At 60.5% G+C, this 13,053-nt stretch carries 12 protein-coding genes and 2 pseudogenes; 10 read left to right on the top strand and 4 right to left on the bottom strand.

The genetic code is table 11. From position 1 onward, the window contains the following. The first annotated feature begins 199 nt into the window (after positions 1 to 199). The 3 genes from cyaY (at position 200) to rnk (ending at position 1,397) form a co-directional block, all read left to right on the top strand. Positions 200 to 532: an iron donor protein CyaY gene (cyaY, locus tag EL257_RS26515; RefSeq protein WP_126367586.1), complete on the top strand. Its 333-nt coding sequence runs from the start codon at positions 200 to 202 to the stop codon at positions 530 to 532. A gap of 4 nt (positions 533 to 536) precedes the next feature. Beyond that, positions 537 to 758: a DUF1289 domain-containing protein gene (locus EL257_RS26510; RefSeq protein WP_126367584.1), complete on the top strand. Its 222-nt coding sequence runs from the start codon at positions 537 to 539 to the stop codon at positions 756 to 758. Positions 759 to 977: 219 nt separating this feature from the next. Further along, a complete protein-coding gene (gene rnk, locus EL257_RS26505; protein WP_126367582.1) occupies positions 978 to 1,397 on the top strand; it encodes a nucleoside diphosphate kinase regulator in 420 nt (139 codons plus the stop codon). A 7-nt stretch (positions 1,398 to 1,404) separates the two neighbouring features. Here the strand turns inward: rnk and EL257_RS26500 are convergent, their stop codons facing one another. The 3 genes from EL257_RS26500 to EL257_RS26490 all read right to left on the bottom strand — a co-directional run bounded on the left by EL257_RS26500 (position 1,405) and on the right by EL257_RS26490 (position 5,174). Beyond that, on the bottom strand, positions 1,405 to 4,248 hold the full coding sequence (locus EL257_RS26500; protein ID WP_126367580.1) for a class I adenylate cyclase: 2,844 nt from the start codon (positions 4,246 to 4,248) through the stop codon (positions 1,405 to 1,407). A 182-nt stretch (positions 4,249 to 4,430) separates the two neighbouring features. Continuing rightward, positions 4,431 to 4,676: a TIGR02647 family protein gene (locus tag EL257_RS26495; protein WP_126367578.1), complete on the bottom strand. Its 246-nt coding sequence runs from the start codon at positions 4,674 to 4,676 to the stop codon at positions 4,431 to 4,433. 210 nt (positions 4,677 to 4,886) lie between these two features. After that, the gene (locus EL257_RS26490) at positions 4,887 to 5,174 is read right to left on the bottom strand and encodes a hypothetical protein (RefSeq protein WP_126367576.1); all 288 of its coding nucleotides are present in this window, start codon (positions 5,172 to 5,174) and stop codon (positions 4,887 to 4,889) included. A gap of 123 nt (positions 5,175 to 5,297) precedes the next feature. Between EL257_RS26490 and EL257_RS26485 the strand changes: the two genes are divergently transcribed. Beyond that, complete coding sequence (locus EL257_RS26485; protein ID WP_126367574.1) at positions 5,298 to 5,957, top strand: glutathione S-transferase family protein; 660 nt, start codon at positions 5,298 to 5,300, stop codon at positions 5,955 to 5,957. 118 nt (positions 5,958 to 6,075) lie between these two features. Here EL257_RS26485 and argH read toward each other — a convergent pair whose 3' ends face one another. Next, the gene (gene argH / locus EL257_RS26480) at positions 6,076 to 7,470 is read right to left on the bottom strand and encodes an argininosuccinate lyase (RefSeq protein WP_126367572.1); all 1,395 of its coding nucleotides are present in this window, start codon (positions 7,468 to 7,470) and stop codon (positions 6,076 to 6,078) included. A 241-nt stretch (positions 7,471 to 7,711) separates the two neighbouring features. Here argH and EL257_RS28550 point away from each other — a divergent pair. The 6 genes and pseudogenes from EL257_RS28550 to EL257_RS26460 form a co-directional block, all read left to right on the top strand. Further along, positions 7,712 to 7,945, top strand: a pseudogene (locus tag EL257_RS28550) (sensor histidine kinase); the annotation flags it as partial. Beyond that, the gene (locus EL257_RS26475) at positions 7,942 to 8,688 is read left to right on the top strand and encodes a LytR/AlgR family response regulator transcription factor (RefSeq protein ID WP_126367570.1); all 747 of its coding nucleotides are present in this window, start codon (positions 7,942 to 7,944) and stop codon (positions 8,686 to 8,688) included. The pseudogene EL257_RS28550 and the gene EL257_RS26475, both read left to right, overlap by 4 nt. A 138-nt stretch (positions 8,689 to 8,826) precedes the next feature. Beyond that, on the top strand, positions 8,827 to 9,768 hold the full coding sequence (gene hemC, locus EL257_RS26470; RefSeq protein WP_126367568.1) for a hydroxymethylbilane synthase: 942 nt from the start codon (positions 8,827 to 8,829) through the stop codon (positions 9,766 to 9,768). Next, positions 9,765 to 10,463 (top strand): annotated as a pseudogene (locus tag EL257_RS28165) (uroporphyrinogen-III synthase); the annotation flags it as partial. The gene hemC and the pseudogene EL257_RS28165, both read left to right, overlap by 4 nt. An 84-nt stretch (positions 10,464 to 10,547) precedes the next feature. Next, positions 10,548 to 11,690 carry a uroporphyrinogen-III C-methyltransferase gene (locus EL257_RS28160; RefSeq protein WP_232013129.1) on the top strand — a complete coding sequence of 381 codons (1,143 nt, stop codon included), beginning with the start codon at positions 10,548 to 10,550 and terminating at the stop codon, positions 11,688 to 11,690. After that, positions 11,687 to 12,925, top strand: a complete 1,239-nt coding sequence (locus EL257_RS26460) for a heme biosynthesis protein HemY (protein ID WP_126367564.1) — start codon at positions 11,687 to 11,689, stop codon at positions 12,923 to 12,925. Before EL257_RS28160 ends, EL257_RS26460 begins: the two co-directional genes overlap by 4 nt. The last annotated feature ends 128 nt before the right edge of the window (positions 12,926 to 13,053 follow it).

Genomic DNA, 13,053 nt, shown 5'->3' with positions numbered 1-13,053 from the left:
GAGCGGGCTTGCCCTCGATTGCGGTGGTTCAATCGACATCAATGTTGAATTTGCCGGCCTCATCGTGGGCAAGCCCGCTCCCACAGGTACCGGGTTTGTTACGCCGATCGGCGCTTGGTCGTTATCCTTTGCAATCGGCCGGCAGCGTCCGTATCTTTCGGCGCTTGAGCCTGATCAGACATTTTTTGAGGTTGCCACGATGAGTTTGACCGAAGCCCGTTTTCACGATCTGGTCGATGAAACCCAGGAAAAACTGGAAGACATTTTTGACGAAAGCGATCTGGACATCGATCTGGAAAGTTCGGCCGGTGTGCTGACCGTCAAATTCGAAAACGGCACCCAGCTGATCTTCAGCCGTCAGGAGCCGCTGCGTCAGCTATGGCTGGCGGCGGTGTCCGGCGGTTTCCACTTCGATTACGACGAAGAAAGCGAGCGCTGGATGTGCGACAAGAGCGAAGAGCAGCTCGGCGAAATGCTTGAGCGCATCGTCAAGCAGCAGGCCGGCGCTGAATTCGATTTCGAAGGTCTGTGAATTCGTGACTGACACCGCTCCTGCTCGTCCGCCCAAGCCGCTCTACAGCAACATCAGCCCGGCGGTACCTTCGCCGTGCAGCGGCGTATGCCGGCTGGATGAGCAAAAGGTTTGCCTGGGCTGCTTCCGTCATGTCGAAGATATTCGTGAATGGCGTTCGGCGGACGATGATCGTCGGCGCGTGATCGTCGCCCAAGCCGCCGACCGCCGCACTTGCTCAATGTAGGAGCTGCCGAAGGCTGCGATCTTTTGATCTTGAATCTTTAAAAGCAAAAGATCGCAGCCTGCGGCAGCTCCTACAGGGATGACCGGTGGGTGACTTGTATATTTTTTGAGCTGTGATAGTGTCCGCAGACGCCTCAAACCATCGAGGCCTGGTGAAAACCCCGTCTTTTTTGGCGGGGTTTTGCTTTTTTAGCGCAGAAGAAAGGAGTCTGCACGGATCATGACCGCACCTTCCATCACCCTTACCCGTCTGGACGTACAACGTCTGGAGCGCCTGATCGACAACCTGAGCGAGAAAGACCAGGCTGCGCCGGGCGTGATTGCGCTGCAAACCGAACTGGACCGCGCCGATTCCGTGGTCGGTCACGATGAAGTGCCCGCCGATGTCGTGACGATGAATTCTCGCGTGCACTGCCGCGAAGAAGGCAGTGGCAAGGATTACCACCTGACGCTGGTCTATCCCAAGGACGCCAATGCGGATGAAGGCAAGATCTCGATTCTGGCCCCGGTCGGCAGCGCTTTGCTGGGCCTGAAGGTCGGTCAGCACATCGACTGGCCCGCGCCGGGCGGCAAAACCCTCAAACTGACTTTGCTCGAAGTCGAATCGCAGCCGGCCAACGGCGGTGATTTCCCCGAGTAAGCCCGCCTCAGACCTGTTCGAGTGCCTCGTTCAAGGCGCGCTCCAGGTCAGCCTTGTAGCGCAGATACAGATTGCTTGAACTCTGCCCGTCACCGAGCAGGCCCGAGAGGTCCAGATCGGTGATGTAGCAGCGATAGCGTTCGCTGTCGCGGCGCTGCTCGACGATCTCCCGGGCGACCACGCTGAACAGCTGGTCGCCATGTTCCAGCTCGCTGAATTCACGTTGATTGCAGTACAGAGTGACCTGCACTTCGCCCGGTGCGGCTTTGCCGACAATCGCCTGCACATCGTAGAACGGCTTGTTCACCGGGGTTTGCGGCGCTGGCCGGGCCTCGACCCGGCGCGCACGCCCAGGCCCCGAAGGTAATAGCTGGTAATACAAAGTTTCGAGGCGCACGTCCGACCCACCTTCCATCGGCAGCACGGCTTCACGGCGGAACAGGATCGATTGCAGGAAGCGCTGCAGCGGGACCAGCAGGCTCTGTTCGTCGTGATACGGCAGATGTTGCTGCCATAGCGCGTTGAACTCATCGAGCACATACAGCTCGGCTTGCTGTTCGGTGATGCGGTAGAAAACCTGAATGCATTCCGGCTGGCCCATCGGCAGGATCAGCGCGAGGTCGTGGTCCTCCAGCGCCATCGGGTCCAGGTGCAGCGGGCTGTAGCGCGCCTGTTCTTCGCCGAGGTAATCGAGCAGCGCCGGCAGTGTCGCCAAGGCAACATGGTTGACCTGGCCTGGCACCAATTCCAGTACGTGATAGTGCTGCTGCACCTGGATCAGATAACGATGGTTCAGTTCGCTGAGCAGCAGGTTTTGCGCGGTGTCGACGATTTCCTCGACACGCCGGGCGATGAATTGCGCACGGTTGTGGCAGAAGCAGCGCACCTTCAACGACGGCTGCAACGGCCCGCGCGGCAGATTGTTGAGATAGTCGCGCACGCAATCGAGCAAGGCGTGTGGCCCGTCGAAACGACTGACCAACACCTCGTTCCAGCTATTGAGCGTGACCTGATCCAGCGTCAGCACGAGGTTTTCGCGCACTCCCGCATAGCTGAGCGAGTCAGTGCGCTCGGTGGTCATCAAGATGTTCAGGTCGCGATGATGCTTGAGCGGGTCGATCCCGACGTTAACCAGCAGCAGCACTTCGCTCGGTACGGCGGCGCGCAGCAACGGCTCTTCGGCCACCGTGGGCAGGGGCAGGGCGATGCACTGTTGCAGGCTGCCGAGCAGGTTGAACAGCTCGAACTCGCTCAGATCGCTGGTGCCGGGGTGCAGCGCCAGGCGCGTGCTGCTGTCTATCACGCCGTTGCGGTGGCACCAGGTCAGCAGTTCGAGCAGCTCGCGGCTGCGCTTGATCGGCGCGAAGTGTTCCCACTCCAGCGCCGTCAGGCTGCCGTTGTACAGGCCCCATTGGGTTTGCCCCGGTTCCTTTTTGTTGCGTGACTGCACCAGCGTCAGGGTGTCTTCGGCCAGATCCGGGGCGATGCCCGGGTTGATGAACTCGACCTTGTCGGCCTTGCGCTCGAAAGCCGCGTAAAGACGCCGGCCGAGAACGTTCAGATCGCGCTTGTTGATCAGGCTGACAGTCTGTTCGCTGCGGGCGAATTGGGTCAGGAAGCGATAGCTGTAATTGAGCTCGTTGACCAGCGCGCGACGTTCGGCGCTGACCTGGCGCACTTTCCACTGACTGCGACTGTCGAGCAGGGCGAGTTGCCGTTGATCCCAATGCCATTCGTTGGCCAGGCGTTCGAGCAAGGATCGTTGCCAGCTCTGCGTGCGGCTGTTGCCGGTGAGCTTGCGGTTGACCTTCAAATACAACGCGCGGCGCACCAGTTCCAGGCGCTCCGGCTCGTTGCGCGCGGTGAGATATTCTTCGATGCGCCGGTACACGACCATGTAGGGATCCAGCTCGTCGAGATCCAGCTGATTGGCAAATACCGCTTTTTTGAAGCGCAGGCTCAGGCACTGCACGTTTGGGTGTTCGCTGGCGTAAACCTCGGTCAGCAGCAGCTTGAGGACCGATTTGTAAGGCGACTCGATGCCTTTGAACAACTGCCACAAACCGGCGCCGATGAACTCTCCCGGCGGAATCATCGCCATGTGCCCGAGATCGAGGGTTTCGTCGGCGCGAATAAAACGCTTCGACAGCAGGGTGTGGGTGTATGCGTCGTAGGCCGTTTCTTCGTAAACCGGAACCAGCCACCAGATCGGCGTGCGTCCGGCGAGCCAGATCGCGGTGCGGTAAAACTCATCGAGCAACAGATAATGTTGGGTGCTGCCGCAATTTTCCGAGCTGAGCTGGCTGTCGCGCTCGCCTTTGACGAAGCGCACCGGGTCGATCAGGAAGAAATGCGCCTCGGCGCCCTGACTGGCGGCCCAAGTTTCCAGCAACCGGCATTTTTTGCTCAGCTCGGCGAGTTCGCTTTCGCTCAGGTCTGGCGCGTGACAGACCCACACGTCCATATCGCTCTGATCGGCTTGGGCCAGCGTGCCGAGACTGCCCATCAGGAACAGGCCGTGAATCGGCCGCGGCGGATTGCTGCCGTGGCGTGGTTTATAGGCGAACGAGCGGGTCAGGCGCTGGGCTTCGGCGAGCGTATCGGCGTCCGGCTCGTAATTCGACAGACCGGCCGGGATGCTTCCCGAGACATAACCCGGCAGCAACGGATGATTGACGTGAAAGAACAGCGGCAGCAGCGTCAGTACGCTTTGCTGGCGGGTCGACAAGCCTTCAAGGGCACGGCCGAGACGGCCTTCATTGAGCTTGAGAAAGCGTGCGCGCAGTTGGCTGAGTACCTTGCGGTCGATGCCTTCGTCCAGGTCGGGGCGGATTTCGTGGGTGCGCGTCATGTTGGCTCAAACCGGCTTGCAGGCTCGGACGTAGAAGGTCTCGGAATGGCCGCAGTTTAGCCTCTGCGCAGCAGGACGTTTAAGCTGAATTTGCTTTTTTGACGTCAGATTTTTGAAGGTGTGACCGGGCGGGCCCGCGGAAATCCCGTGGCAGGAGTTCCCGTGGGCAGAGTCAGAAAAAATCAGGCGGTTTCTTGCTCTCTCAGAATCGTCAGCACGGTCTGCACGTTTTGCGCGGCATCGCGACCGAGGCTGGTCAGATAGCCGCCATCGGGCTGGTCGGTGAGGTCTTTATCAAACAGGCGCTGGGCAGCGGCAATGTGTTTCGGGGCAGCGGTCTGATGAATTTTCAGACCTTCCTGGGAACTGTCCAGGGGAAAGAGTGCGAGGACTTCCAGTTCGGCAACCAACTCAGGGGTAAGCGACATAAGGACTCCAGACTTTCTAGGAATTGGACGACAGCGCCCCTAAGGTGAACCCGCTTTTGCGGCATGTCCAGTGCTCAGATCAGGGATTTTGTCTTGAAGCAAATTCCAGTGTAGCCCCCCAAAAAAAGATCGCAGCCTTCGGCAGCTCCTACAGGGGATTTGTGCAGGAGCTGCCGAAGGCTCGGGCCGCGATCGGACGATCTTTTGATCTTAAGACTTTTCCGGAGGCAGCTCCGGCAGATTACGCAGCGCCGCTTCGTACCATTCGGTGTTGAACGCGCGATCTTCATCGAGCATTGCGTCAATCTCGTAGGCCAGCACGTGGGCCATCAGATTGAGGATCTCTTCGCGCTCAACGCCCACTAGCGTCAGCTTGTTGAACGTTGCCTTGGCAGCCGGCGGGTTATCGCTTTCGATCTGGTTCTCGATGGCTTCGATCAACGTCGCCTCGGTGAATTCTTCTTCGTCATCGCTGACGATGTCTGTCGGCTCGCTCATGGCAGGCTCCTCAAGGAAAGGCGCCAGTTTACCCGCATTCAGCGGCGTGATGCTGCTGGCGGGACTGGCTGCGGCAATCTATAAACAGGCACTGCCCACCCCGCACGGCCTGGAGGCTATGTGATGCTCAAGCTTTACGGATTTTCAGTCAGCAACTACTACAACATGGTCAAACTGGCATTGCTGGAAAAAGGTCTGCCGTTCGAGGAAGTGACTTTTTATCCTGCGCAAACCCCGGAGTCTCTGGCCATCAGCCCGCGTGGGAAGGTGCCGGTGCTCGGTGTCGACACCGGCTACATCAACGAAACCGCGATCATCCTCGAATACCTCGAGCAAACCCAAAAAGGCCCGCCGCTGCTGCCGAGCGATCCGTTCGAGCGCGCGCAGGTGCTGGCGATCGCCAAGGAAATCGAGCTGTATATCGAGCTGCCGGGCCGCGCGTGTTACGGCGAAGCGTTTTTCGGCGTGACTTTGCCCGATGCCATCAAGGAAAAGACCAAGGCCGAATTGCTGCTGGGGTTCGCGGCGCTGGGCCGGCACGGCAAATTCGCCCCGTACGTGGCGGGCGACAGCCTGAGCGTTGCCGATTTGTATTTCCTCTACAGCGTGCCATTGGCCTGTGCGGTCGGGCAGAAGCTGTTCGGGATTGATTTATTGGCCGAGATGCCACAGGCGAAAGCGCTGCTGGAACGGCTGGAGCAAAATCCGCATGTGCAGAAGATAGCGGCGGACAAGGACGCGGCGATGCCGGGGTTTTTGGCGATGATTGCTGCCAAGAAGTAGGTTTGTAGCGTTCTGAAGTCAGTCATCGCTGGCAAGCCAGCTCCCACACGGTTATGGGTTGGACACAAAATTGTGTTCCACAAAGAACCCTGTGGGAGCTGGCTTGCCAGCGATGCTTTTAGCGGCTGGCGATCAAGGCCTGACCGCGAGCAACTGCTGCCTTGACCTGCGCCGGCGCGGTTCCGCCGACATGGTCACGGGCATTCACCGAGCCTTCCAGGGTCAGCACCGCGAAAACGTCCTGCTCGATCTGATCGCTGAACTGACGCAGTTCTTCCAGGCTCATCTCGGCCAGATCCTTGCCAGTGTCCACACCGTATTTCACCGCGTGGCCAACGATCTCGTGGCAATCGCGGAACGGCAAGCCACGGCGCACCAGATAATCCGCCAGATCAGTTGCGGTGGAGAAACCCCGCAGTGCCGCTTCACGCATGATCGCGTGCTTGGGCTTGATCGCCGGAATCATGTCGGCAAACGCACGCAGCGAGTCACGCAGGGTGTCGGCGGCGTCAAACAGCGGTTCCTTGTCTTCCTGGTTGTCCTTGTTGTAAGCCAGCGGCTGGCCTTTCATCAACGTCAGCAGCCCCATCAGCGCGCCGAACACGCGGCCGGTCTTGCCGCGCACCAGCTCTGGCACGTCAGGGTTTTTCTTTTGCGGCATGATCGAGCTGCCGGTGCAGAAGCGGTCTGGCAGATCGATGAACTGGAACTGCGCGCTGGTCCACAGCACCAGCTCTTCGGAGAAACGCGACAAGTGCATCATCGCGATGCTCGCGGCCGAGCAGAATTCAATGGCGAAGTCACGATCGGAGACGTTGTCCAGCGAGTTGCCGCCGACTGCGTCGAAGCCAAGAAGTTGCGCGGTGTATTCGCGATCGATGGGGTAGGTGGTGCCGGCCAGCGCCGCGCTGCCCAGGGGCATGCGGTTGGTGCGCTTGCGGCAGTCGACCAGGCGCTCGTAATCGCGGCTGAGCATTTCGAACCAGGCCAACATGTGGTGCCCGAACGTTACCGGCTGCGCGGTCTGCAGGTGAGTGAAGCCCGGCATGATGCTGGCTGCTTCACGCTCGGCTTGCTCCAGCAGGCCTTTTTGCAAACGGGTGATTTCGGCGAGGATCAGGTCGATCTCGTCACGCAGCCACAAGCGGATATCGGTGGCGACCTGGTCGTTGCGGCTGCGCCCGGTGTGGAGCTTTTTGCCGGTGACGCCAATGCGGTCGGTCAGCCTTGCTTCGATGTTCATGTGCACGTCTTCGAGGTCGACACGCCAGTCGAACTGACCCGCTTCGATTTCGCCCTGAATGGTGTTCAGGCCATCGATGATGCTGTCGCGCTCGGCATCGGTCAGCACGCCGACCTTGGCCAGCATGGTGGCGTGGGCGATCGAGCCCATGATGTCGTGGCGATACAGGCGCTGGTCGAAAGTGACGGAGGCGGTGAAGCGGGCGACGAAGGCGTCGACGGGTTCACTGAAGCGGCCGCCCCAGGACTGATTGGTCTTGTCAGTGCTCATGAATTCGCTCGTATCGGCTTGAAGAAAATGGCGTGAAACGCTGGCGCGGATGATAACAGGGTTGCCAATCCTGTCGCTGACACTGGTCGATACGTTTTTTTCCGCGGATGTCAGCCATGGCGGATGCTGGCTGCAAGAAATTTGCGCAAGGATATTTTTTGATTGAGCAATATCGTTCCGACGAACGTCTACAGTAGGACATGAGAGTCGGCGCACCTGCGTGTCACGCAAAAGTCAGGCCGCCGACTATAAGAAAAGGGGATGGGTGCGATTGTCCTTCGGCAATCCCCGTGAGAAACGCAGGCAACAGCGGGCTTCGAGCAGTACGACCCGGACACTGGCAAATATTGCTGGCCGACGTACGGCACTTTTTGGCGCTCGGGCTAGTCTTAGCGTGGATCGCGGTGACGGACGTCACTACACCTGTCTACGCTATCCTTGTGCGAGACTCACGCAGGAATCCAGCGCAATATGAATGTCCTGATCGTTGATGACGAACCCCTGGCTCGCGAGCGCCTCAGCCGAATGGTGAGTGAGCTTGAGGGTTATACAGTTCTGGAGCCCAGCGCCACGAATGGCGAGGAGGCGTTGGCACTGATCGACAGCCACAAGCCGGATATCGTCCTGCTCGATATCCGCATGCCAGGCCTCGATGGCCTGCAGGTTGCTGCCCGTCTGTGCGAACGAGAAACGCCGCCCGCCGTGGTGTTTTGCACCAGCCCCGATGAATTTGCCGTGGAAGCCCTGCAGGCCAGCGCCGTGGGCTATGTGGTGAAACCTGTGCGAACCGAACATCTGCATGAAGCCCTTAAGCGGGCTGAACGTCCCAACCGGGCGCAACTCTCGGCCCTGACCCGTCCCGCTGCCGAAAGCGGCACCGGCCCGCGCAGCCACATCAGCGCCCGCACCCGCAAAGGCATTGAGCTGATCCCGCTGGATCAGGTGGTCTATTTCATCGCTGATCACAAATACGTGACCTTGCGCCACGAGGCCGGCGAAGTGCTGCTCGACGAGCCACTGAAGGCCCTCGAAGATGAATTCGGCGAGCGCTTTGTGCGTATCCACCGCAACGCACTGGTCGCGCGCGACCGCATCGAACGTTTGCAACGGACGCCGCTGGGGCATTTCCAGCTATTCCTCAAAGGGCTCAATGGCGATGCGCTGATTGTCAGTCGTCGGCACGTGGCCGGTGTGCGCAAGATGATGCAGGGCCTGTAACCCGGTCATCGCGGGCGATTCCAGTAGCTTTTTACCGGGCATTGCAGGCCAGGGAGGCCGCGCCGACTCTGATTCAAGTCAAAGTGGATTTGACTGAGCTGTTATTATCCGCCGTATCTATTCAGTACGGATTGATCCATGTCCTCTCGCGAAATCCGCATCGCCACCCGTAAAAGTGCGCTGGCCCTCTGGCAGGCCGAATACGTCAAAGCCCGTCTTGAAGCGGCCCATCCAGGTCTGCTGGTGACGCTGGTGCCTATGGTCAGTCGCGGCGACAAGCTGCTCGATTCGCCATTGTCGAAAATCGGCGGCAAAGGCCTGTTCGTCAAAGAGCTGGAAACCGCGCTGCTGGAAAACCAAGCCGACATCGCTGTTCACTCGATGAAAGACGTGCCGATGGATTTCCCTGAAGGCCTCGGTCTGTTCTGCATCTGCGAGCGCGAAGATCCGCGCGATGCCTTCGTTTCCAATACTTATGAAAGCCTCGATGCGTTGCCTGCCGGTGCCATCGTTGGCACCTCCAGTCTGCGTCGTCAGTCGCAGTTATTGATGCGTCGCCCGGATCTGCAGATCCGCTTCCTGCGCGGCAACGTCAACACTCGACTGGCCAAGCTCGACGCCGGCGAGTACGACGCGATCATCCTCGCCGCGGCCGGTCTGATTCGTCTCGGCTTCGAAGAGCGCATCACCTCGGCGATCAGCGTCGATGACAGCCTGCCCGCCGGTGGTCAGGGCGCAGTCGGTATCGAGTGCCGCAGCGTCGACAGTGAAATCCACGCCTTGCTCGCACCGCTGCATCATGCTGATACCTCGTCGCGCGTCACTGCTGAACGAGCCCTCAACAAGCATTTGAATGGCGGCTGCCAAGTGCCGATCGCCTGCTACGCCGTGCTCGAAGGTGAGCAGTTGTGGTTGCGCGGTCTGGTCGGTGAGCCGAGCGGCGGCAAGTTGATCAGCGCCGAAGCCCGTGCGCCGCGCGCCGATGCTGAAGCGCTGGGCATAAAAGTCGCCGAAGATTTGCTCGGTCAGGGTGCGGGCGACATTCTCAAAGCGGTATACGGCGAGGCGGGTCACGAGTGACCGCTTGGCGCCTGTTGCTGACGCGCCCTGCCGATGACAGCGTGGCGCTGGCGCAGACATTGGCCGAGCAGGGGATTTTCAGCAGTTGCCTGCCGCTTTTGGAAATCACACCGCTGCCGGTCTCTGCAAAAATGCGCCAGGTCATCCAACGATTGCCGGATTGCAACGCGGTCATTGTGGTGAGCAAACCGGCCGCACGCATTGCCCTGGAATTGCTCGATGAGCACACATCGCAACCGCTGACACTGCCGTGGTTCAGTGTCGGCGCCGCGACCGGCCAGATACTCTTGGATCACGGTCTCGACGCGCACTTCCCGGTTGATGGCGACGACAGTGAAGCCTTGCTGCAATTGCCGCGTCTGCGCGAAGCGGTCGGCGTGGCGAATGCACAGGTGGTCATTCTGCGCGGTGAGGGCGGGCGCGAGTTGCTGGCCGAGCGTCTGCGCGAGCTTGGTGCTAGTGTCGAGTATCTGGAGTTGTACCGGCGCGACCTGCCTGCCTACGCGCCCGACGAGCTGCCACGGCGGATTGAAGCGGAACGCTTGAACGGGCTGGTGGTCAGCAGTGGACAGGGTTTCGAGCACCTGCGGCAGCTGGCCGGCGATGCCTGGCCGAGCATTGCGCAGATGCCGTTGTTTGTTCCAAGCCCAAGAGTCGCCGAGCAGGCACGTGCCGCCGGGGCTCAAACAGTTGTGGATTGCCGCGGCGCGAGTGCCGCGGCTTTGCTGACGGCGTTACGGGAATTGCCCATGCCGTTTTCCAATGCAAAGGATGGATACGTGAGCGAAACAGCCTTGCCTAAAGATGACGTCCAGCCTGTGATCGAACCTCAGGTTGAAACTCCACCGCCGGCCACCGAGCCGCGCCGAGGCAATGGCCTGGCCATCGTCGCCCTGTTGCTCGGCGCTGCCGGCGTCGCGATCGGTGGCTGGGGTGTCTGGCAGGTGCGGCACCTGCAAACCAACACCCAGCAACAGTCGGGTCAGGTGCAGGCTCTGAACGATCAGGCGCAGAGCCTGAAACTCAATGAGCAACGTCTCACCGAACGCCTCGCGCAATTGCCGGGCGCTGATGAACTCGCCGAACGCCAGCGTCTGGTGGCGCAGCTACAGGGCGATCAACAGCGCCTCAATCAACGTCTGGAAACGGTCCTCGGTGCCAGCCGCAAGGACTGGCGTCTGGCAGAGGCCGAGCACTTGCTGCGTCTGGCCAGCCTGCGTCTGTCGGCGTTGCAGGACATCAGCAGCGCGCAGGCGCTGGTGCAGGGCGCCGACGAAATTCTTCGTGAACAGAACGATCCCGGGTCGTTCGCCGCTCGTGAACAAGTGGCGAAGACCCTCGTCGCCTTGCGCAGCACCGTGCAGCCGGATCGCACAGGTCTGTTCCTGCGCATCGGCGCACTGCGTGATCAGGTCATTGGCCTGACCGAGCTGGCGCCGGAATACAAGGATCGGGGTGAATCGTTGCTGGGCCTGACTTCCGACGGCGATGGCGCCAGTCGCTGGGCGCAGTGGTGGGACAAGGTGTCGCGCTACATCCGCATCGATTTCAACGCCGACAAAAACGTGCGTCCTTTGCTCGCCGGGCAGAGTCTGAGTCAGGTGCGCCTGGCGCTGAGCCTGTCGCTGGAACAGGCGCAGTGGGCAGCGCTCAACGGACAGGCGCCGGTTTATACCCAGGCAATGGCCGAAGCGCGTGACGTGCTGAAGAACAATTTCAATCCGGACAACCCGCAAAGCAAGGTGATGCTCGAGCAAGTCGCTGAGCTGAGCAAAGAACCGGTCACCGTCAATACACCGGATATGGCCGGCACCCTGAGTGCGGTGCAAGGTTATCTGGAGCGCCGCAACGTCAACGCCGAAGAATCGGTGAAACCGTTCGCCAAACCTGCCGCTGACACCGCGCAGGAGGCCACGCCATGAAACGCCTCTATGTGATCGTGTTTCTGGTGATCGCGGCGACGGCGGCACTGGGTTTTGCGGTGGCGCAGCATTCTGGCTACGTGCTGATCGCTTACCAGAGCTTCCGCTATGAAGCGAGCCTGTGGGCGACCCTCGGGGTGATCGCCGTGCTGTGGCTGCTGATCTGGGGAATCAAGGCATTGGTCGAATTGGTCATGACCTCCACCGGCGTAGTCAATCCATGGTCGCGGCGCAATCGCAGTCGCCGGGTGCAAGTGGCGATCGAGCACGGGCAACTGGATCTGGCCGAGGGCCGCTGGGCCAGCGCGCAGCGTCACCTGTACCGCGCCGCTGAAGCCGAACGCCAGCCGCTGCTCTACTACCTCGGGGCCGCACGGGCAGCCAACGAGCAGGGCAATTACGCAGAAAGCGATCATTTGCTGGAACGTGCGCTTGAGCGTCAGCCCCAGGCGGAACTGGCGATTGCCTTGAGTCATGCGCAACTGCAGACCGATCGTGGCGACACCGATGGCGCACTGGTGACATTGCAGGCGATGCATGAACGCCATCCACACAATGCGCAGACGCTGCGTCAGTTGCAGCGCCTCTATCAGCAACGTGGCGAATGGTCGGCGGTGATTCGTCTGTTGCCGGAACTGCGCAAGGACAAGGTTCTGCCTCCCGCTGAACTGGCTGAGCTGGAGCGTCGCGCCTGGGGCGAGAATCTGTCGCTGGCGGCCCAGCGCGAGGAGGACGGTACAGTCGGTCTGCAAGCGCTCAACGGTGCCTGGCAACAGCTCACTTCGGCGCAGCGTCAGGAAGCGCCGCTGGTCCTGGCCTATGCCGAGCAGTTGCGTCAGTTGGGCGCTCAGGTCGAAGCCGAAGAAGTGTTGCGCACCGCCCTCAAGCGCAAGTACGACAGCCATCTGGCGCGACTGTACGGCCTGGTGCGAGGCAGCGATCCTGCGCGTCAGTTGCAAACCGCCGAAGGCTGGCTCAAAGAGCATCCGGCTGATACAAGCCTGCTACTGACCTTGGGCCGTCTGTGTCTGCAGACCAGTCTGTGGGGCAAGGCGCGTGATTATCTGGAAAGCAGTCTGCGCGTGCAGCGCAATCCGGAAGCGTGTGCGGAGTTGGCGCGGCTGCTCGCCCAGCTCGGCGATACCGAACGCAGTAATCATTTGTTCCAGGAAGGACTCGGCCTGCTCGACGAGCGTCTTCTTGCTGCACCGTTGCCAGTGTCGGTTCGCGTCTGAACGGGCGAGGGGGGTCGCTCCCTCGCCGCGATTCACGCCTGACCGTTTGCTGTTACCGGTTGCTTCGGACGAAATCCTACAAGCTGCTACACCATTTCCTCGCCATCCTGTCGGGATTTCCTTACACC

This window comes from Pseudomonas fluorescens, from assembly GCF_900636825.1.
Classification (GTDB): domain Bacteria; phylum Pseudomonadota; class Gammaproteobacteria; order Pseudomonadales; family Pseudomonadaceae; genus Aquipseudomonas; species Aquipseudomonas fluorescens_BG.
This window is presented reverse-complemented; position numbering and strand designations above follow the sequence as displayed.